Consider the following 21,402-nt stretch of genomic DNA (forward strand, 5'->3'; position numbering starts at 1 on the left):
GTGTTGTATATTTTTACGATACAGCTAAATTTATTTTATGGAACTACCAAACCAACATTTTCAAGACTTTCCAATAGAGTTTAAAGAGATTAACCCAAGTGATTTTCCAGAATTTGAAATTGAAAACAATAACGAGAAAATAATAATTGAGCCCAATGACGAGGGCTTTATAAATGATGCTTTACAGCCACACATAGCACTAGGACATAAAAATACTGTTATAGTAAATGCATCTGTAGGAAATGGTAAATCATATTCTATTATTCAAACTATTAAAAGATACTATATTTCAGATGAAAATTATTTAATAATAGTAGCTACACCATTTAAGAGTTTAGTTGAACAATATGTTAATGACATACACATTGATGCTGATATACCTAAAGAGCAAATTTTTAATTATCTTGAGTTAGATAGAGATGTCACTTCTGAATATAAAAGAAGAAAAGTGCAAGTGGTAACTGTTAATTTATTATTAGGTAATCCAGGAGAAGATAGTTTAATAAATACTGCAAGAAAAAGAAGTTATCTAGATAGTTTGATTCAAAAATCAAGAGATGAAAATATTAAAGTAGTTTTCATTTATGATGAAATACACGATGCTATACAGAATTTTAAAGAAGAGTATATTTTTAATTTATGGAAATGGAGGAATGTAATACATAAAAACTTCATTATTAGTGCCACATTTAATGAGGCTTCTAAAGTTGTAATTAAATATCTGGCAGAACTGACAGATAAGAAAATACAAATAATAGAATCAAGGAGATTAGCTATACCAGAAAGGCAAAGTGAATTACACTTGCATTATAATCCTGAAAATAGATTGGAATCAACAAGTAAAGTACTTGTAAATGTTGTTGATGATTTATTAGATAGAAATAAGAATATAGATATTCTTTGTTTTTCTAAAGCTCTAGTAAAAGATATAATTAATGATGTTGATGGGATAGGAGGGAAATTAAAAAACAAATTTGGGGATATTAATGAATGCACTGCTTCATCAGGAAGTAATTCATTGACAAGAAATAGGTTTAATAATGATAAATGTAATATTGGTACAAATTTCAAAACAGGTGTCAGCATTAGAAAAGAAAATCATGCCTTCTTAATTATTATGCCTCCTAGATCTACTAGGGTTGGGTTCAAAAAACAATATGGCATATTTTCTAATGGAATTAACTCAGTTATACAAGCAATTGCAAGACAAAGAACTCAAGGAGAAATTCATATTGTTTTACCAAGACCGGATGAATTTGATTTTAGCTCTCTAAGTCTTTCAGGAATGAGTCCAGAACAAATTGACTCATTCACTTTATCTTATAAAACTGTACAGTATTACGGAGTTAAGGAAACTCCTGTAAAGTATCTAAAACTCAATTCGCAGGAAGCATTCTTACGAGATTTTTACAATAATGTATTGAAGAGAAATGTGCTAGAAGAAATTGAGTACATTAGAAACTTAGACAGATCTAATCTAGTTAGATTAACATATCCAACATATGATATTTTTAAATTAGAGAAAGGAGAAAAATTTTTAGCAAATTATTTTGATTTCTTTGGAGCTGATATATCTGCGTATTTAACTTATTCAGCATTTACAAATCAATTTGTTAACTGCAAATTAGTAGCTATAAACTGTGAAAATGATATAATTTTTGAAGAAAACAAAATTCAAAAAGGATTGAGTGACTTTTTTGAGACTTATCTTAATGAAGATTATTATGAAGTAGTTAGGGAGAATGCTAATTTTTCAATGTTTTATGAAACAATGAGGAATGAGATATTTTCAAACTTTATAATTAAATATAAAAAAGATAATTCTGAGAATTTAATACCTATAATTAGATATTCTAATAAGGAGTTTGAAGTTCAACTTTTAATATTTTCAGGTTTTAAATTCTATGGCACTAGATACAATAGATATAGTGTAGTAGATAATGTTCCTGTGGATATAGATTATGTTCGAGGAGATTATTTCCTAGACAATATAAAAGCATGCTTGCATATTGACTTAGAACAATCAACCTATGATGAAGATTTGAAACAAAGAATAAAATTCTTTCAACTTCTAAATTATTTTAGGGAAAAACTTATTAGTAATAAATTGGAGTACAATTCTAATACTCTCAACTTTTACTACTATAAAAACAGTTCAAATGAATTATTTGATGAAAATGATAATGAAAAATTTAGTGAGTTAAAATCACTAGCTACAAAAGATAGGTTTTTAAATCATGGAATATTTGAGTTTATAAGAACTCCTGATATTAATTCATTTTATAGGAAGTTAATTCAAGATTTCTTTGTAACAAGATCTTCCAAACTTTCAACAGGAGATAGAGAAAATATTAAAAAAATAATTTCTATAAAGGAATTGCCCATTAGTGATATAAGTATAAACTTAATAGAACCCAGTACATATTACTATGAGCAACCAGATGAAGAATATATCAATGAAAATTATGGTAGCCAAGAAGAATATGATCACTACCAGAATAGAATTAATGAACTATTAGATTCTTAAATATCTAATAAAAAAAATAATTTTTAGAGTCCGTCCATTATTTGTGAGTGTATATAAAGTACTTAACAAAAAGTGGACGGATTTTTTATTTCTATGTCTATTTGAAATTTTAGAGAATAAACTCAATCTAGAAATTTTTAATTTAGAAAAACTCGCATAAGGGGTTCTTTAAAAATCTCCCCAACCTTAAAAATCTTTGATTTAACAACGCACGAACTTGGAGGAGGACTACTTTAGGAGTAGGTTTTGTTTCAATGTTTTGATGCACAAAGCTACTAAATTCTCAGGACATTATCAATGGTTAAAGCTACTTTGAAGCTAATAGCCAAATCTTTACGTGCCTGAAAAAAATATTTTTATTCATTTCAATATTAATCATTTTAAACAATTTTATTTATGCAATTAAGACATTCTGAAAGAAAAAAAGCCAAGATAAAAATGGCTCTTCAAGGCAGTAGTGGTTCAGGAAAAACATATTCAGCTTTACTGCTTGCACATGGCTTAACTAATGGAGATTTTTCTAAAGTTGCCATTATAGATACTGAAAATGGAAGTGCAGATTTATACGCGCATTTAGGAAAATATAATGTATTGACATTACCACCTCCATTTACACCTGAAAACTACATTAAAGCAATTGATGTATGTATTAATTCGAGTATGGAAGTAATTATTATTGATAGTATTTCTCATTGCTGGGATTACTTATTAGATTATCATTCTAGTTTATCTGGAAACTCATTTACAAATTGGGGGAAAATTACCCCTCTTCAAAAAGCATTTACAGATAAAATATTACAGTGTGATGCTCATGTAATTGCCACAATGCGAACAAAACAAGATTACGTCCTAAATCAAAAAGATGGTAAGTACATTCCTGAAAAAGTAGGCTTAAAAGCTGTACAAAAAGATGGATTGGACTATGAATTCACAATAGTCTTTGATGTAGATATTAAACACTTTGCTATCTCATCTAAAGATAGAACAGGTCTTTTTATGGGAAAACCTGAATTCATAATTAATTCCCAGACAGGTAGAAATATTTTAGAATGGTGTAATTCCGGAACTAATTTACAAGATGCTAGAGAGAAAATTAAAAATTGTAATTCAATACAAGCTTTAAAAGGTCTCTATTCCCACTATAGCAATTGGAGAGAACTATTAGAATATGACTTTAAAGTCCAAAAAGACAAAATCAATACAAATGAATTATTAATCAACCCTAAATCCTTTAATACAAATGGAACTACTACGCATAGAAACTAACCCAATAATGCATCTTCATACAGTATCTCAAAAAAGCACACATATTCCTATTGTTTCTAGTGGGCATGCTCTATTTAAAGCATCTTCTTTTGAAGTAAAGCCATTCATCGAAGCAAATACTACTGAGATTAATTTAGCACACTTAAAAAACAACTGCGTTATTCCTGTATTCTCAAAAGACAATGAAAGAACCATAGCACATCAAGAGTACATTGAAATTGTACAAGGTTGTGTTAGTAAAGTGTTTCCAAATCATGTTTTTGATAAGCCTGAAATACGAGTGTCTCATGAAATAAAAGGTAGAATTCCTGAAGCAATAAATAAACAGGCTAAGGATCTATTAGAGTGCGAAAGAACTCAGTATTTTGAAAGAATGGCTTTTATCATTAGAGTTCCTAGTATCATAGAAACAATTAATGGTAATGAAATGTCTTTAGTAATAGGGGGAGTTCGAAGTTATAATTTGGAGAATTTATACAGCAAGAAGTCTTTTGAGAAATTCAAATTTTTTATTGGGTTTCAGGTAAAAGTATGCTGTAATTTATGTGTAAGTACAGATGGATTTGCAGAAGAAATGAGAGTAACTAGTTATGTGGAACTACAAGCTAAAATTATGGAAGTACTTCAGAATTATAATGCTGAAAAACACTTAGTACAAATGAAAGCACTTTCTAGACATTCTATTACAGAACATCAATTTGCTCAATTATTGGGTAGAGCTAGATTGTACCAACACTTGCCCAAAAAAGACAAAACAAACATTCCTACATTACATTTCAATGATGGACAACTGAACAACATTGCAAAGGATTATTATGAGAATGAAAATTTTGGCAGGAATTCAAATGGAGATTTGAATCTTTGGAATATGTACAATCTCTTCACACAAGCTAATAAGAGCAGTTATATTGATACATTCTTAGATAGGAATGTTAATGCCTTTGATTTTTCAAAAGGCATTTCTAAGGCACTAGATGGTAAAAGTAATTACCATTGGTTTTTGAGTTGAATAATGGCACTCCTTGAGTGCCATTATCTATTTGTTGTTTTTAAAATCCATTTCTTCAAGTACAAAAAATTTGTCACCCGGATTTTGACTATAGTCAAATTTAACTAGTTGTAATGGTAATGCATACTTATTTAATACAAAATTTTCAAAGCCTCTAACATTTCCTAGCTTAGATATGCTAGAAAATGCTTCTTCTTCTAGTAGTTCAAAGCCATCTAAAGTTACACTTTCAACTCTTACTGTTCTACCATCTTTATCAGATATATTTACGCTAATATTTCTTATAGGAGAATTTTTAACAGGAATTATAAAAATTGCATTTCCCGTTTTTTCAAGGTGTTGGTTTATAAAGTTAAATGAATTATCAAATGCATCAATTTCACTAAGCTCAAAAATTTTCTGATAAAAAGTGTTTTTGTACTTATTACGAATTTCGCCTATTGAATTAAAATAAATTTCGAACAATATACCATTTAGTAAATCAACATTGAAAATGGTTATTTTTTCTAATTTTTGATTTATCGATTCGATGAATTCTACTGCTTGAAATGCTCCTCCACACGCTGATTGATATATATTTCTACCAATAATAAAAAATAAGTCCTTATTGATTTGATTGTTTTCAAATGATTCGAAATTTAGAGAATTAATTATTTCAATTGCCTCATTCTGAGCATACCAATTATGTGACTTTAACATTGTTATTACTGAAATTAATTCAGAATTTAAGTCAATAGAAGTTGAGTCAGCAATTGCAAATTCAGAATACTCATCATTTTTCACTATAACTCCAGGAACGTCAACAACAACATCAGATGGAGTTGTAATTTCATTTGAAGTGTTTTCCTCACTAATAACATCAGTGTTTAATTCGTTATTTGCTTCATCATCTAAGTCATGAATTAATTGTAAAGCTTTTGCTAGTTTAAAGTATTTGCTGTTATTATCGTCCGAAATTAAAAGTTTAGTTAATGTTTCAAAATTTATAATATATAACTCTTCTGAATCTGTATATGTTTGAAACTCATAAACTAATCTCGGATCTGCTATTTTAAACTCCGGTTGTGAATTACTTTTGGTTCTGCCATTTTCCACTATTCTAAGAGGAGCATACATCCAATCTTTTTTATTATCATTTGTAATAATAATAACCTTTTTAATCTCATTATTAGATGAATAGTTTAGAATTTCATTCCAAATTATCAAATCGCCGAAAGAATTAAAATCTTTATCATCTTCAAATCCAGGAGGTAGTTCTTGCAGATATCTTGATTTTCCATCTGGAACAAGTTCAGCAACTAAATCAAAAATATCACTATTTATATTTACAGCTTCAAATCTTGATACCAATTCATCATGAGCTTCTATGATATAATCAGTCATTTTAGTAGCCACTATAGTATGTATCTTTTTTAAACACTCTTGAGTAGAATCAAGATCTGTGAATAAATCACCAGTATTAGCGTATTTTGTTTTATTCAATCTTTTATCATCAACATGTAATTTTAAGTAGTTTGCTAATGATGCAAATTCTTTTTGGATAGTTGATAGTTTTGAACCACCATCTAAATAATCAGAAGTTTTTTTTCTGATAAATCTATTTGTATATTCATTTATAACCCAAGTTGGTACTTTAATCTTATTTTTCTCTATCATTTTATCGATCCATGCATAAAACTCCATTCTTGCAGAGATATTCATTTTAAAGAATAAAGCTAAAATATTTGTATCAATAAATATGATTGAATCATTATCGATTAATAAATCATTAATGCGTTTTAAGTACTCATCTTTATCTAGCAGGCTCTTGGGAAACTTCATTTATATTCAATTTTATTCAAAGATATTTTAAAATTTCGATATTTAGTGTTTTAGTAATAAATCCAATAATGTTGTTAAAGAAATTGTATTTAAGTATATAATGCATGCCCTTTATTTAAGTTAATATGATCTAAATGATTGTATTTCAAAATCATATATCCAAGTCTTTTGATGTTTTTTGCAACATAAATTTCAGTAAGTTTGTAAATATGATAAATGTAAGATAAATAGATGCGTACAATATATCTTCCTACTCTTAGAAAGCTTAAAATTCAAAATTTCACTTTATATCCAAATGGTTTAAATTTCGAATATGACTTTATTAATGGTGTTAATTTAATTATTGGTGGAAATGGAATGGGTAAAACCACTTTAGTAAATATAATTAAGTACGCTATCATTGGTAATTACACTAAACAATTTGGATATTCGAGAACTTATTTAGAGAAAAAAATTGAAGGACGAAAATCTTTTCCCATTGATTATTTTAAAAATAGATTGGATGCAACTATGTCCACCCCTTCTAAGGCAACAGTATCAATTGAATTTGAAATTAATGAGAATATTTTTGTTATTGAAAGGTGCTTAGAAGACATTAAGATTAACTCACTAATAGTAAATGGTGCTGAAATTGAAGGAGAGATAATTACTCAAAAGAAATATGATAGTTTAAAAGACACTGAGAAAAGCATATATCTTAATTATCATTATGAAGATAAGATTTCAAGTTTTTCTGGGATGTCATTTGATGATTTGATTTTCTTTATAAATGAAATATTGTTTTTTGGAGAAAGTCATAATACAGTTCTTTGGAATGACGATGACCCAAATGTTCAGGATGAGCTTTTTAATAAGTATTTTAATAGTCCAGAACTAGATAGTCAGAGACAAGAAGCTATCAGGCAAGCGAAGTATTTTGACAGTATTTCTAGACATAAGTCTGAAGATATAAGGGCAATAAGAGAAGTACTTAAAAAAATAAATCAAAGAGTTGATAATAATAATGGTCAAAATACCAATAATATAGAAGAGTCTTTAAATTTTAAAATATCAGATCTTAAAAAAATAATTGAGAACATTGATGTTAACATTGAAAATAAGCAGAAGGAAAGGATTGTAATTGATGATAAAATTAGATTATTGAATAATAGATCTAATGCATTGAGTATTACTGAAACAGACCTCGATAAACAAAAAAAATCAACAGAAGATAAGTTATTTGCAAATAAATGGGTAAAACTTCATAAAAAATACGATGATTATTTACAAAATTTAAAAGCCAATAAATTTTGTCCTATGTGTAACAATGAAGTTGAAGATTCCTTTGTTTTGGAAAAAATAAGCCATTCTAATAACTGCTTTCTTTGCAATCAAGAAATAAATCAAACCACTAATGATGAACTTACTGCTAATTTTTTAGTGATTGATAAAGAAGTAAAATCAGTTTATACAGAAATCCAAAATATAATCAAGGAGGTAAGAGAAAATGAAAATGCACTTAAAAATTTGGATCGGGAATTCAAATCATTAGAGTATGAAAAAAGGAAATTAATGACTGAATTACGAAATCTTGAATATGAAAATGTTAAAGATACGAGTAAAAACAGTGATGAACTCCAAGCTTTTTTTGATGAAATTGAAGAGTTGGAAAAACAAAAATTAGAATTTCAAGAAAAAAGCAAAGTAGAGAGAGCAAAAGCAGAGAAATTCAGTAAAGATATAGAGTATTCAATATCAAAAAATACAATTCATTTTTCGAATCTGTTTTCTCAATTTGCAGGCAGTTTCCTAGGTATTGATTGTTCTCTTACATATACAGATATGGGAAATGGTAATAAACGATTTTATCCTATGATCGGAGGTAGGGTTAGATATTATGAAGAAGAATTATCTGAATCTCAAAGATTTTTTGTTGATCATTCTTTCAGGATGAGTATTTTAACTTTCTTCTATACAAAACCATCTTTTTATATTGTTGAAACTCCGGATAGTAGTCTTGACATAACATATGAAAGAAATGCGGCTGAAGTATTTGCTAAATTTTTAGGAAATCCAAATTCATTAATAATAACTTCAAATTTAAATAATAGTGATTTTGTCAATCATTTAATAGAAATATCAGATGTTAAGTTGATAAGCTTAATTGATTTAGGGAAAAAATCTTTAATTCAAGGCTCAAGTAATTTACTTAATGATATATTAAAAACAATGTATAATAAAATTAAAGCTAAAGTCATTAAATAATGAAAGCTACTTCTAAAGAAATATTTAATTCAAGTTCAGATATCTTAACATTAGTTTTTTTAGTTAAAGAGATCGGATGGAATTCAATTAGACAACAATCGATTCAAAGAGTTGTATATCTCTCTAAAGTCCTATATTCTTTTGTGAATAAAGAAAATAAAAATCCTTTTGAATATTACCATTTTACTGCGAGCTTGTCAGGACCTTATGCAGATATAATTAATAATTCTATTTTGTATTTAAAAAGTAATGAATACATTTCTGATGATGATGGCGAGCTTAAAATTTTAGATGCAGAATTGGAAAAGCAAATTATTGAAGATGAGAAATTTAGATGGCTAAAAACTATAGTTTATATTTTAGGTGTCTATGGCGAGAACAAAATTTTTGGATTTACTATTAATGACCCACTGTATAAAGATGCAGTTCAGAGGAATGAGCCAAAAGAGTTAGATACTTCTCCTGATAACAAGACAATTAAAGTTTTAAGTCAGTTCAAGGAAGCATTTGAAGAAACTTTAGAGGATGTATCTAAAATTGACAAAAAAGAATATCTGGAATTATACTTTGAGTATATATTTAGTAAAATTATTAAACGTGAAGTCTAATATGGATGATTTTAAAGAAAACCTTAAAGCTTTAATTAGAGAAAAAAAAGAACAAATCTATAAAAGGACAGGCGATGATTTTTCAGAAAATGATAATTTTAAGAAATTACTGGTTGTACTGCATTCCTATAGAAATAATAATATTTTTCAAAAAGAGTACAAAACAATTCTTATAAAAAAAATTGAAATAGAAAATTTATCGACGGATATAGCTGTCAAAGTTGATTTGTGTTTAAAAGGAATAGATGCAGTAGCTAGTAATCATCTAGTAATAGATAGAAATGCATATCTAATTTCCTCTGAAAATAGTACGTATTCAAATGGTACAGAAGCGCGAAAAACCTATTTAGAACTTTCGAAAGATTATTGTGTTTTTTTCATAAATCCAAGTGGAATACATTATTTTATTGATGGAATTGATGTAGGCGACACTATCTTTTTTACACCTCAAGATTATGATAGATTCTCTGAATTAAAAGATGTCAATAAAATTATTGAGGTACTAGATGAATATAGAAAGAATCTTGAGTTAAGAGATGTTTATAGAAAGTTTTTTGTTCTTAATACTGGAAAAAGAGCCTTACATCAGCATTTAGCAAAAGGTTCTGCCACAGAAAAATCGTATGAAGATTTTTTATTAAAGAACCAGCAATTACTTAATAATGTTCCGGAAGACATTTTCCGAGAAGATTTGAGGTTGTTTCTAAAAACGAAATTAAACGCAAAAGTTTTAGGTAAAGAATTAGTTTTAGAAAATTTTAAAAGACTTGATATATTTATATATGACGAATATGGAGACTTATATTTTCTCGAGGTTAAATGGGTAGGTATTAGTATCCATAGGACAGGTCAAAAAATTACAACAGAGTATACCGCGTCAGATATAAATCCAAACGCAGTTATTCAAACTTTGGGGTATTTGAAAGAGTTAAACGAGAAAAAAGAAAGAATAAAAATGGGATACTTAGCTGTGTTTGATGCTAGAAAAAATAATGTAACAGCCACTGACACTGTTGCTCATTTTGACGATTCAGTCCTGGCTGTAGATTTACAGCCGTATTACCGAAGATTTTTTAAAATTCCAGATTTTAAGGTAATAAATAAGCATCCATATTAAAAAATATAAATTGAAAATAACAGATTATACTAAAGATTACTCTAACCTAGTCACTTTTGATCCAAATAAAAATCTTGCTGTACATAAATGGTATCTTTTAGTTGAAGGATACTCTTCAGATTTGGTAAAATCTATTATTAATGAGCAAGTTGTTAAACCTAAAGTTTGTTTTGATCCTTTTGGAGGAGTAGGAACAACTGCTTTAACTTGTAAAGAATTAGGCATAGAAACAATTTCAATTGAAGCTAGTCCTTTCTTTTATGATGTCACCAAAGCAAAACTAAATTTTTCAAATTATGATGCTGAAATTCTTGAATTACTAATTTTAAATTTGCGAAGAAGTTTAATGAAATCCGTTGGAATGCCTAAGCATCCTGAATTGGAATCGAAAACTTTTTTTGAGAATTCTAAAAAAAGTAAATGGATTTTCCACCAATCTGTGTCAAATGCTATTTTTGATATTACAAAAGGAATTGAAAAGACATGTAAAGATCATCAAGAGTATAAAAGTTTATTTACGATCGCTTTAGCTTGTATTCTTCAAGACGTAAGTAATGTATTTAAAAATGGTAAATGTCTATCTTATAAAAAAAAGTGGAAAGAAAAAGTATATAGTAGAATGGAAGTTCATAATTTATTTCTTAAGCAAATAGAAAGTTCTATTCTACCAGATTTAAAGAATTTTCAGAATTTGGATAATAAGACGAAGTTTGAGCTTTTAAATGGTGACTCAAGGGAGAAAATAAAAGATGTAAATACAGGAATAGATTTAGTAATTACATCTCCTCCATATCTTAATTCTAGGGATTATACTGATATTTATAGACTTGAACTTTGGATGCTTGGTTACGTGTCCTCTTATGAAAAGGAAAGGACTTTCAGAAAAAGAGCCTTAACATCACATGTCCAAATTCCTTTGCCTAAGGTAGATTTTCCTCAAGTTGAAGAGCTGAAAAAGGCAGTTGAATTTTTAGAAGGATCTGACGCAACACTTTGGAATAAAAACATTCCAAATATGGTTCGAGGTTACTTTAATGACATTCAAAATTTGCTCCTTGACTTAAAGCCTAAGCTAAATGACAATGCAAAATTATATATAAATGTTTCAAATTCTTGTTATTCAAATTATATAATAGAAGTAGATGTAATTATAGCAAAAGCGGCAGAACTAATAGGTTATGAATGTGAAGAAATTCGAATTGCAAGACCTATAAGGACGAGTAGTCAACAAAACTTGATTCTGAATAGTTTGGATAAAATGCGTGAAAGCATAATCGTATTAAAATTAAAATAATATTAGCGTTGCTTGTACTTTGTATAAGCAACGTTTTTCTCTATTTCTTCAATTAAAGAATTAAAAAAAGCAAACATATAATCAATCGTTAGATTTATTATTTCTTGAATATAGATTTTTACTTCTTCTTTTTTTTTCTTCCTTTTGATTGTTAAACCACTGCTGTAGCACTTCATCAATCTTGATTAGATCTACATTAAAAATTGTATCCTCGATTGATTTGATCTCTTTAGATTGATAATTTTCTTGATGAATTATAATATTTCTTTCATCTTTTTTTTCGGACAATTTAGCATTCAACTCTTTTAAAATTCTCACAGCATCAGATACGGAAGCTTCCTTCGTAATAGAAAATTTATAGAAAGTTATGTCTTTTTCTTTACTGTGTATATTGAATACTACACTTCCTAATTTACAACATAAATCTAGCAGAGTTACTATACGTATTAAAAAATTCTCATAATGACATTTATAATAGTTAATTTCCTGAATACCAATTGTTTCTATCAATTTCATGGATTGAATTGAATCAAAAAAATGGAATTTTTAATAAGGTCTGTTATTGAGTTTCAATTGAATTGTATTTAGTGAAAATTTTATTAAAATATAATTCATAATCTTCTCCATAATTTTCAAAATCAATATCATTATGACTGTTTAAAATTTTCTTCATATGTTTTGCATAGATTTTAGAAACGATTGGTGCTAAAAATGCAACAAAATCAGAGTTGTTTATTTTATTGTCTAAATCCATAATGAATTTGTGTGTTTATATTTGAAAGAATTAAACAATAATACAATTTATTTAATAAAATTTTTTACAGAACTATTAATATTGGGCAAATGCACATGACAGTACAAGCCCCCCGGCACTTCAAAACAATTCACAAACACCCCCACTTATTCCGAGCGAGGACACATTTCTTGTACCTGATTTTAAAACATGCCTTTTACTATACATAAAGATTCAAGTTCAAAGCTGTAATTTTTTGTAGACCAAGTGATGTTTTAACTCAGGGTATTTTCAACTCAAAAAATCAAAAACATGGTAAGAATCGTAAACTATCAAAAGAGACAAACAGAGGAAGGTAAACTTTTCTTTGTATTAGAAATCCAAAGTGGGATTGAAATGGTATTAAGCACTCAAACTGGGCAATATTACGCGACAGCTAAAAAGGCAAATATCTCATCAACATTTGATGAAGAAACTTGTAAGGCATTATTGGGTACTGATATGCCCGGTAATATTGTAAAAATGGATTCTGATCCTTACGAATATACTGTAAGAGAAACAGGAGAAATTATAATGTTGACCCATAGGTATGTTTATCAGCCCGAGATAAATAATCCCAGTTCCACTAGCTCCAAAAGAGAGTCCTCTGAAAATGACTTTGCAACTAAAGTAGAAGCTTTTTCTAGAAATGGGCATTTAGCAAGTATGTCAATGTGATTAAATTAATTTTAAGACGTCCATTTTTTGTATAGCCCCTTTATAGAAATTACAAATTATGGACGGATTTAATATTATGGAAGTAGCAGAAATAAAAGTTTCCTATTCAAATAATAACATTGAAAGGATAAAAGTAACTAATAGCCAAATTTTGTATGATTTGGTTTTGAAGCATTGGGATTTAGATCTTATAGAATTCCAAGAAGAAGTGAAAATTGTACTTCTTAATAGGGCTAACATTGTGTTAGGAATTTATGAAATGTCTAAAGGAGGAACTTCAGGAACTGTCGTGGATACTAAAATAATTCTTGGTATAGCCTTAAAATGTAATGCTTCGAGTATTGTAATAACTCATAATCATCCAAGTGGTACTCTTGAGCCTAGTGAGCCTGACAAATCAATAACAAAAAAGCTTAAAGAAGCCTGTAGAATATTGGATTTAAATCTTCTAGATCATTTAATAATTACGGCACAAGGATATTATAGCTTTAGTGATAATCTCATATTATAACCTCTAGTGTGAAAGGGAAATCTTGAGGTCTTGATAAAGTAAAAGTGTATGTGTGTTATTACTTGATTGTATTTAATACAAAATACACTTTTTACTTTTATACAATACATATATAGATAGCTAAATTTTATTTTGTAGTGGGGTCAAGTTTAACTAGCTCTTCTAATGGTACTTCTAAAGCTTGACTAATACGATATAAAGTATGTATAGTAGGATTGGTTCTTCCTGACTCAATTCTTGAAATATTAGTAGTATCAATATCTCCTTCAATTTTACCCACCAAGTCTACCTGAGATAAGCCTTTGCTTAATCTTAGGTTTTGGATTCTTTTACCCACATTTTTAAGTAAATCTGACTTTTCCACACTTGACATATTTGACAAGTCAAATCAAGTGGTTATATTTGTTTTGATTAATGCCATATATGGCAACTTTAAAAGATTCGTATGGGAAAATGGGAGCACATTTTACAATATCAAGAACATCAAGAGTTCTATGAGAATATGAAAGATCATTTACAGATTGAACCTGAGTTTAGAGATCTTATCAGTTATAGAATCATTGCAACTTCCATGGATGAGGTAAAGGCACTTTTTGAATATTATAGAGAGGGGTGGGGCTCATTGGGTAAAGACACCTCAAATTATTCTGAAGTTTATGATGAGTTTTTTAATGTAGAGTATTCACCGCCACTGAGAAGTACGGAAGAAATATTAAAAGAAATTGATATGATAGTAGAGAGTGCTAAAGACCCCAATTTAATAATAGATTATAAAAGACAAAATACTAATTCTTTTGATATTGATGAAGAGGATTCAAAAGCAAAACCACGTAGATGTATTAAGTGTAATATGCTCTTTAATACAGTAAGTAATGACACATGTGATAGTTGTAAAAAAGAAGAGGATGATTTTAAATGGTTTGCCCCTTTTTCATTTAGAGGTATCTTGTATCTAGGGATATTAGGGGCAGTGCTTTACGTGTTGTATAACAATGTTTCAATCACTTATACAGGCTTTTTAGTCTTAGGAGGATTAGTGCTTTTTGCTTTTCTGTATTTTGATGATAATTACAAAAAGAAATGAGATACGAAACTTATCTCTGTGAACTTCAAAATGTATCTCCAACTCTCAATATAGAACATATTCAAGATTGGCTTATGAAATATGACAAAGAGTTTCATATTGCTATTGCTAATTGTGAATGCAGAAAATGGAGTAAATGGCTAACTGCTAATGAAAAGCCATTTCCATGTACCTGTGCCACTAGAGTACAAGATTGTATATTCATTGAAACCTACTATGAGCTAAACAATGTTTTAGATCTGTACAAAAGACAGAAATACTTTATTGATCTAGTGGCAAAGTATCATTCAATAAAGAATAATAAAGAAGAACTCAAAGCATTTACTAATAATGAGTCACTAGAACATATTTTGTCTTTTGACTCTAAAATAATAATAAGTCTAAATCCTGAACCATATGAAAAGCTAGTACTCCAACTCAATGAGGTAGAGTTTGAGGGTATCATAGAACTTCAAGAAATTCTTTAATCAACTATTTAAGAGAATATTAAGTAATTTATTAATCACAATTAAACATAAACCCAAAAATCTGCTCCAAGCATAAGCAGAATTAAATTTTAAATTATGAAAAGAACAAAAAAAATAGGGCTAATTATATTTAGTAGTATTCTGTTAACAAGTTGTGCAGTTGGCAGAAAAGTCAAGTATGATGGATTAAAATTGGATTTATTTGACATTAAAACTAAAAATATAGATTTGGCACTTCTAGACCATAGAGAAGCAGTAATTGATGGTTCGAGAAAACCAGATTTTGTAGGGTACATGAGAAGTAATGTAGGTATAGCTTATCCAATAGGTACAGAAAGTAAAAATAATTTGATGTTAGATTTATCAAATAACATAGTTAATTCATTAGATAGATATGATATAAAAGTAACAAGCCTCACAACAAAATGGCAAGAGGATGAAAAAACAGTAAAATCACAATTGCTAAGTCTAAATGGAGATAAAAAGATTTTTTTAGTATTTGATCAATTACACACAGATGGTTATATGATACAGTTTTTCTACTATAAAATCCACTTATACATTTATGACAAAGATGGAGCTTTATTAAAGTATAAATCAATTGAAGGTAAAGAAAAATTAGGAGGAAATGTAGCTTTTGGTGCAGGTGCCTATAAAACTTATATGCCGGAGGCTATGAAGAAATTATTTGAAGATATGTTTAAGGATAAAGAAATAGCAGGGCTGTTAAAGAATAATAGTTAAAGTTGTTTCTTATCATAATGTATTTTCCTTATTATAATCAACCACCTGAAAAGGTGGTTTTTAATTTCCAATAGCTATGAAACAATTTAATATATCTTTTCAAATTAAGTTTGAAATATGAAAATTGAGAATTTGAATTAGGCTTATGATGCACTAGATTTAAGAATTTGCATAATTATAAATATGTGAGTACAGGGCTAAATAAATTTCTGAATAAAACTACAGATAAAACTGTACTCTTTTTTAGTTTAGATGTACTATAAGGAGTTATACTAAAATTTAAGGATAAAAGTATGCAATTCTTTAAGGGCATAATCTCCTTATGTGCTAGTGCCACAGGAGAACTAAAGCATCTTTTTTGCATTGAACAATTTGCGCAATTTGAAGCAGAAGTAAAGTGTTTTTACAAGAATAAAGATGGCTTTGTAATCTACTCTAAAAAAGGTCTCATTGAGGGGTTGATAAAGAGATATTATGAAAAAAGGCATACAAAAAGGCATACATAAATTTATAGGCTTTGTGAGATACTGATATTGTTATCATGAGAGTTAAGTAAGAGAGCCCAGGTGGGACCACAATTTAAAAAGCTTCATAAAAAATTATGAAGCTTTTTTTGTGTCGTAGCTTTTTTGAATAAAAAAGCAATATATTTGTAGCGGACTTTATAAAGAACCACGCTTTAAAAGTCTGTAAATCAAATTTAAGCAACTAAGATTAAACTATTTCGTATTGTATGAAAATATTAAATAAAGTTTTTACTGTTTTTTTTATATTATTTTCCGTTTTGAGCGCTTTTGCAGCTCCTTCTCCTGCTCCTCCTCCTGCTCCTGGTCCACCAGTACTTGGGGCGCCAATTGATGGCATTGGTCTTTTGATGCTGGCCTTTGCTGCAATTTCATTAGGGATATATGTAATTTATAAACATAAATTAAAAACAAAAGCTTCAGTATAAAACTGAAGCTTTTGTGTTATAAGAAAGTTTGTTGTTTTATTGGTTGATGGAGTAAAGTCTTGCAATGTACTTTCCTACTACATCGAATTCTAAATTAATCTTCGTTCCAACTTGGAAATTTTTGAAATTAGTATTTTCAAAAGTATAAGGTATTATTGAAACACTAAATTCGTTTGTTTTAGAATTTACTACTGTTAAGCTGACACCATTTACTGTTATTGAACCTTTTTCGATAGTGATGTTGTTTAGGTTTTTGTCGTATTCAAAAGTGTAATTCCAGCTTCCGTTGGCTTCTTCAATTTTTATACAGGTTCCGGTTTGATCTACATGGCCCTGTACAATGTGTCCGTCAAGGCGGTCACCAAGTTTCATGCCTCTTTCTAAATTAACTATGTCACCGGCTTTCCAGTCTCCAATATTGGTTTTTAAAATAGTCTCCTCAATTGCTGTTACTGTATAAAAAGTGTCTTTTATTGCTACAACTGTAAGGCAAATTCCGTTATGGGATACACTTTGGTCAATTTTTAATTCATTTGTAATGGATGAATCGACCGTTATATGAAGGTTGTTTTGGTCTTTTTTTATTTCTTGAATCCTTCCTAAGGTTTCTATGATTCCTGTGAACATTGTGGGTTTTATTTACTAAATTTGCACATCAAAATTAGTAATAAATAATTGGAGGTCATGAATAAAAAAGCAGAAAATATAATTGTTGGAATTTCGATAGGAGATTTAAACGGTATTGGAAGCGAAGTTATATTGAAAACATTCGAAGATTACCGCATGTTGGAACTGTGTACGCCGGTTATTTTTGCAAATGCCAAGATACTTTCTTTCGTTAAAAAAAGCTTTACGTCTACTGTTCAGTTTCATGGAGTTGACAAACTGGATCAGATTATCCCTGGTAAACTTAATGTTTTTAATCTTTGGAGAGAAAGTGTGGAAATAAATTTAGGTGCAAATGATGAGAGAATAGGAGAGTATGCTGTAAAATCTTTTGTGGCTGCTACTAAGGCACTGAAAGAGGGAGAGATTGATGTTTTAGTGACTGCTCCTATAAATAAGTACAACATACAGTCAGAAGATTTTAAATTTCCGGGACATACAGATTATCTGGATCAGGAATTAGAAGGAAATGCATTAATGATGATGGTTCACGATGACTTAAGAGTTGGTCTGCTGACAGATCATGTTCCTTTAAATGAAGTTTCTTCTCATTTGACTGAAGAATTAATTACAAGAAAAATTGAAACGATTAAAAAATCTCTAATTCAGGATTTTAGTATTGTAAAACCGAAAATTGCTGTATTGAGTTTAAATCCACACGCAGGTGATGGAGGTGTAATAGGAAAAGAGGATGATTTAGTTTTAAAACCTGTATTAAAGAAAATCTTTGATGCCGGAACTATGGTTTTTGGCCCTTTTCCTGCAGATGGCTTTTTTGGAAGCGGCCAGTATGAAAAATATGATGCAGTCGTGGCAACATATCACGATCAGGGGTTGGTTCCTTTTAAAACATTATCATTTGGAAAAGGAGTTAATTATTCTGCAGGGCTTAATAGGATTAGAACCTCGCCGGATCACGGTACTGCTTATGATATTGCAGGAAAAGATATGGCAGATTATAATTCTTTTAAAGAGGCTGTTTATCTTGCAATTGACATTTTTCGTTCACGTAATCAGCATGAGGAGATTACCGCAAAACCTCTTAAAATAAAAGAAAAACAGTTATAAACAAAAAAAGGTGAATAAGATTATTAGTTTTATAATAATTTTATATCTTTGCACCCCAATTCAGGTGTCTGGGTTTTAGATCCTAATTGTAGAAATTGATGTTGAAATGAGCAAAACAAAAGAATTTTTAATTCCTTTCGTGGGATTAAAGCTAGGGAAACACCATTTTGAATATCAAATAAATAAGAAGTTCTTTGAGGACTTTGATTATGATGAGTTTCAAAATTCGGATATCAAAGTCACTTTAGTTTTAGATAAGAAAAGCAATATGCTGGAACTGGATTTTAAGCATAAAGGAACAGTAAATGTACCTTGTGATCTGACCAGTGAAGATTTTGATTTGCCTGTAAAAGGAAAGATGAAGCTTATCGTTCGTTTTGGAGAAGAATTTAACAATGACAATGAAGAGTTATTGATTCTCCCTCATGGTGAATTTGAAATAGATGTGGCACAATACATTTATGAAATGATTGCATTGTCAATTCCGCAAAAGAGAATTCATCCGGGTGTAAAAGACGGAACTTTGCAGACAGAAGCCCTGACGAAACTAAACGAGTTAAAAGTTAAGGAACAAAAGAAAGAGAGTAAACAAGAAGAAGATATTGACCCGCGTTGGGAAAAATTAAAAAAACTATTAACGGATAAATAATATAGTAAAATGGCACATCCTAAGAGAAAAACCTCGAAAACAAGAAGAGATAAGAGAAGAACACATTATAAAGCTACTGTAGCTCAAATCGCTACATGTCCTATTACAGGTGAGGCACATTTATACCACAGAGCTTACTGGCATGAAGGTAAAATGTATTACAGAGGGCAAGTTGTTATCGATAAATCTGAAGCGGTTGCTTAATACGTTTTTGTAAATGATATTAGAACTCTCACTATGTGAGAGTTTTTTTTGTTGGTTACAACTTTCTTTTTTAAAGAAATTTACGACAATACGTTTAGATTTTTTTTTGTAATTTTCAAGTCTTTTAAAAATTTTTCAGATACCCTGTATTTGAGAGGAAATAATAGAATATAATGAATACAATCACAGCCGCAATTACCGCTGTTGGAGGATACGTTCCTGACTTTGTACTTTCTAACAAAGTACTAGAAACAATGGTTGATACCAATGATGAATGGATCACTACCCGTACGGGAATAAAAGAAAGAAGAATACTTAAAGATGCTGATAAGGGAACTTCCTATCTTGCTATAAAAGCAGCACAGGATTTAATAGCAAAAGCCAATATTGATCCGTTGGAAATTGATATGGTAATAATGGCAACAGCTACGCCGGATATGATGGTGGCAGCTACAGGCGTACATGTTGCTACAGAAATCGGTGCAACTAATGCATTTGCTTACGATTTACAAGCGGCTTGTTCAAGTTTTTTATATGGAATGTCTACTGCAGCTGCTTATGTGCAGTCAGGACGTTATAAAAAAGTACTGTTAATTGGGGCAGATAAAATGTCATCAATTGTAGATTATACAGACAGATCTACTTGTATTATTTTTGGAGATGGGGCCGGTGCGGTTTTATTTGAACCAAATTATGAAGGTCTGGGATTACAAGATGAATACTTACGAAGTGATGGTGTTGGACGCGATTTTCTTAAAATTCCTGCAGGAGGATCTTTAATTCCTGCTTCCGAAGAGACCATTAAAAACAGACAGCACAATATCATGCAGGATGGTAAAACGGTATTTAAATATGCTGTTACCAATATGGCTGATGCTAGTGAATTAATTTTGCAAAGAAATAATCTGACAAAAGAAGATGTTAACTGGTTAGTGCCACATCAGGCAAACAGACGTATTATTGATGCTACAGCTGGCAGATTAGAACTTGAAGAAGATAAAGTGCTTGTAAATATCGAAAGATATGGTAATACCACTTCTGGAACATTACCATTAGTACTGGCTGACTTTGAGAATAAGTTTAAAAAGGGAGATAATGTTATTTTTGCCGCTTTTGGTGGTGGATTCACCTGGGGATCTATTTACTTGAAATGGGCTTACGATAAGAAATAAATTAAAACTAAAAACGAATCATTATGGATTTAAAAGAAATTCAAAACCTAATCAAATTTGTAGCAAATTCGGGAGTTGCAGAGGTGAAGTTAGAAATGGATGATGTAAAAATCACTATCAGAACAACTTTAGAAACAAATGTAACTGAAGCTACTTATGTTCAGCAATTACCAGCTCAGGCTGCATTGCCGCAAGCAGTTGCTCCGCAGCAAACGGCACCGGTAGTTGTAAACGTAAATAGTGAAGCGGCTGCTCCTGCTGAAAATTCTAAATTCATTACTATAAAATCTCCAATTATTGGGACATTTTACAGAAAACCATCTCCGGATAAACCAGTTTTCACTGAAGTAGGAAGTACTATCGCTAAAGGTGATGTTCTTTGTGTAATTGAAGCAATGAAATTATTCAACGAAATTGAATCAGAAGTTTCAGGTAAAATTGTAAAAATTCTTGTTGACGATATGTCACCTGTAGAATTTGACCAACCTTTGTTCTTAGTTGATCCATCTTAATTTTAGATCGTTAGATTATTAGATTTTAGACTTTTTC

General features: G+C 29.6%; 23 protein-coding genes. 18 read left to right on the top strand and 5 right to left on the bottom strand.

Annotated features, from left to right (window positions below; genetic code table 11):
• Window positions 1-37: 37 nt before the first annotated feature.
• From OZP09_RS10880 to OZP09_RS10890, 3 genes are all read left to right on the top strand, one after another.
• Entirely contained in the window at window positions 38-2,527 is a 2,490-nt protein-coding gene (locus OZP09_RS10880) for a DEAD/DEAH box helicase (RefSeq protein WP_269233679.1), read from the top strand.
• Window positions 2,528-2,923: 396 nt separating this feature from the next.
• Window positions 2,924-3,793 (top strand): AAA family ATPase, encoded by an 870-nt coding sequence (locus tag OZP09_RS10885; RefSeq protein ID WP_269233680.1) that lies wholly within the window; start codon window positions 2,924-2,926, stop codon window positions 3,791-3,793.
• On the top strand, window positions 3,768-4,802 hold the full coding sequence (locus tag OZP09_RS10890; protein ID WP_269233682.1) for a DUF3871 family protein: 1,035 nt from the start codon (window positions 3,768-3,770) through the stop codon (window positions 4,800-4,802). Before OZP09_RS10885 ends, OZP09_RS10890 begins: the two co-directional genes overlap by 26 nt.
• Before the next feature lie 27 nt (window positions 4,803-4,829).
• On the opposite strand, the gene OZP09_RS10895 is transcribed toward OZP09_RS10890, so the two are convergent.
• Window positions 4,830-6,623: a PIN-like domain-containing protein gene (locus OZP09_RS10895; RefSeq protein WP_281310745.1), complete on the bottom strand. Its 1,794-nt coding sequence runs from the start codon at window positions 6,621-6,623 to the stop codon at window positions 4,830-4,832.
• A 231-nt stretch (window positions 6,624-6,854) separates the two neighbouring features.
• Here OZP09_RS10895 and OZP09_RS10900 point away from each other — a divergent pair, with 231 nt between their 5' ends.
• From OZP09_RS10900 to OZP09_RS10915, 4 genes are read left to right on the top strand one after another with little or no spacing between them, the layout of a single operon-like run.
• The gene (locus tag OZP09_RS10900) at window positions 6,855-8,867 is read left to right on the top strand and encodes an AAA family ATPase (protein ID WP_269233685.1); all 2,013 of its coding nucleotides are present in this window, start codon (window positions 6,855-6,857) and stop codon (window positions 8,865-8,867) included.
• Window positions 8,867-9,475 (top strand): hypothetical protein, encoded by a 609-nt coding sequence (locus OZP09_RS10905; RefSeq protein WP_269233686.1) that lies wholly within the window; start codon window positions 8,867-8,869, stop codon window positions 9,473-9,475. Before OZP09_RS10900 ends, OZP09_RS10905 begins: the two co-directional genes overlap by 1 nt.
• Window position 9,476: 1 nt before the next feature.
• Entirely contained in the window at window positions 9,477-10,592 is a 1,116-nt protein-coding gene (locus OZP09_RS10910; protein ID WP_281310746.1) for a hypothetical protein, read from the top strand.
• Between the two features lie 10 nt (window positions 10,593-10,602).
• The gene (locus OZP09_RS10915; RefSeq protein WP_281310747.1) at window positions 10,603-11,886 is read left to right on the top strand and encodes a DNA methyltransferase; all 1,284 of its coding nucleotides are present in this window, start codon (window positions 10,603-10,605) and stop codon (window positions 11,884-11,886) included.
• An 81-nt stretch (window positions 11,887-11,967) separates the two neighbouring features.
• Here the strand turns inward: OZP09_RS10915 and OZP09_RS10920 are convergent, their stop codons facing one another.
• Both OZP09_RS10920 and OZP09_RS10925 read right to left on the bottom strand, forming a co-directional pair.
• Entirely contained in the window at window positions 11,968-12,402 is a 435-nt protein-coding gene (locus OZP09_RS10920; protein WP_281310748.1) for a Cthe_2314 family HEPN domain-containing protein, read from the bottom strand.
• Window positions 12,403-12,445: 43 nt separating this feature from the next.
• Window positions 12,446-12,640, bottom strand: a complete 195-nt coding sequence (locus tag OZP09_RS10925) for a hypothetical protein (protein WP_269233693.1) — start codon at window positions 12,638-12,640, stop codon at window positions 12,446-12,448.
• Between the two features lie 291 nt (window positions 12,641-12,931).
• Between OZP09_RS10925 and OZP09_RS10930 the strand changes: the two genes are divergently transcribed.
• Both OZP09_RS10930 and OZP09_RS10935 read left to right on the top strand, forming a co-directional pair.
• Window positions 12,932-13,336, top strand: coding sequence for a hypothetical protein (locus tag OZP09_RS10930; RefSeq protein WP_269233695.1), 405 nt, complete (start codon window positions 12,932-12,934; stop codon window positions 13,334-13,336).
• Window positions 13,337-13,394: 58 nt separating this feature from the next.
• Window positions 13,395-13,847, top strand: a complete 453-nt coding sequence (locus OZP09_RS10935) for a JAB domain-containing protein (RefSeq protein WP_269233696.1) — start codon at window positions 13,395-13,397, stop codon at window positions 13,845-13,847.
• A gap of 127 nt (window positions 13,848-13,974) precedes the next feature.
• On the opposite strand, the gene OZP09_RS10940 is transcribed toward OZP09_RS10935, so the two are convergent.
• On the bottom strand, window positions 13,975-14,211 hold the full coding sequence (locus OZP09_RS10940; RefSeq protein WP_269233697.1) for a helix-turn-helix domain-containing protein: 237 nt from the start codon (window positions 14,209-14,211) through the stop codon (window positions 13,975-13,977).
• A gap of 81 nt (window positions 14,212-14,292) precedes the next feature.
• On the opposite strand from OZP09_RS10940, the gene OZP09_RS10945 reads away from it, so the two are divergent.
• The 4 genes from OZP09_RS10945 (at window position 14,293) to OZP09_RS10960 (ending at window position 17,094) form a co-directional block, all read left to right on the top strand.
• Entirely contained in the window at window positions 14,293-14,931 is a 639-nt protein-coding gene (locus OZP09_RS10945) for a hypothetical protein (RefSeq protein ID WP_269233698.1), read from the top strand.
• A complete protein-coding gene (locus tag OZP09_RS10950; RefSeq protein ID WP_269233699.1) occupies window positions 14,928-15,398 on the top strand; it encodes a hypothetical protein in 471 nt (156 codons plus the stop codon). The genes OZP09_RS10945 and OZP09_RS10950 overlap by 4 nt, the downstream gene beginning before the upstream one ends.
• 96 nt (window positions 15,399-15,494) lie before the next feature.
• Entirely contained in the window at window positions 15,495-16,142 is a 648-nt protein-coding gene (locus tag OZP09_RS10955; RefSeq protein WP_281310749.1) for a hypothetical protein, read from the top strand.
• Window positions 16,143-16,875: 733 nt separating this feature from the next.
• Window positions 16,876-17,094: a hypothetical protein gene (locus OZP09_RS10960; RefSeq protein ID WP_269233705.1), complete on the top strand. Its 219-nt coding sequence runs from the start codon at window positions 16,876-16,878 to the stop codon at window positions 17,092-17,094.
• Window positions 17,095-17,130: 36 nt separating this feature from the next.
• Here OZP09_RS10960 and OZP09_RS10965 read toward each other — a convergent pair whose 3' ends face one another.
• Window positions 17,131-17,721 (bottom strand): riboflavin synthase, encoded by a 591-nt coding sequence (locus tag OZP09_RS10965; RefSeq protein ID WP_269233706.1) that lies wholly within the window; start codon window positions 17,719-17,721, stop codon window positions 17,131-17,133.
• 57 nt (window positions 17,722-17,778) lie between these two features.
• On the opposite strand from OZP09_RS10965, the gene pdxA reads away from it, so the two are divergent.
• The 5 genes from pdxA to accB all read left to right on the top strand — a co-directional run bounded on the left by pdxA (window position 17,779) and on the right by accB (window position 21,365).
• The gene (gene pdxA, locus OZP09_RS10970) at window positions 17,779-18,828 is read left to right on the top strand and encodes a 4-hydroxythreonine-4-phosphate dehydrogenase PdxA (RefSeq protein ID WP_269233707.1); all 1,050 of its coding nucleotides are present in this window, start codon (window positions 17,779-17,781) and stop codon (window positions 18,826-18,828) included.
• Window positions 18,829-18,934: 106 nt separating this feature from the next.
• Window positions 18,935-19,477 carry a YceD family protein gene (locus tag OZP09_RS10975; protein ID WP_269233708.1) on the top strand — a complete coding sequence of 181 codons (543 nt, stop codon included), beginning with the start codon at window positions 18,935-18,937 and terminating at the stop codon, window positions 19,475-19,477.
• Window positions 19,478-19,486: 9 nt separating this feature from the next.
• The gene (rpmF, locus tag OZP09_RS10980; RefSeq protein ID WP_008465217.1) at window positions 19,487-19,681 is read left to right on the top strand and encodes a 50S ribosomal protein L32; all 195 of its coding nucleotides are present in this window, start codon (window positions 19,487-19,489) and stop codon (window positions 19,679-19,681) included.
• Between the two features lie 173 nt (window positions 19,682-19,854).
• Window positions 19,855-20,853: a beta-ketoacyl-ACP synthase III gene (locus OZP09_RS10985; protein ID WP_269233712.1), complete on the top strand. Its 999-nt coding sequence runs from the start codon at window positions 19,855-19,857 to the stop codon at window positions 20,851-20,853.
• Between the two features lie 23 nt (window positions 20,854-20,876).
• A complete protein-coding gene (accB, locus tag OZP09_RS10990) occupies window positions 20,877-21,365 on the top strand; it encodes an acetyl-CoA carboxylase biotin carboxyl carrier protein (RefSeq protein WP_110307307.1) in 489 nt (162 codons plus the stop codon).
• The last annotated feature ends 37 nt before the right edge of the window (window positions 21,366-21,402 follow it).

The organism is Flavobacterium flavigenum, from assembly GCF_027111255.2.
Classification (GTDB): Bacteria; Bacteroidota; Bacteroidia; order Flavobacteriales; family Flavobacteriaceae; genus Flavobacterium; species Flavobacterium flavigenum.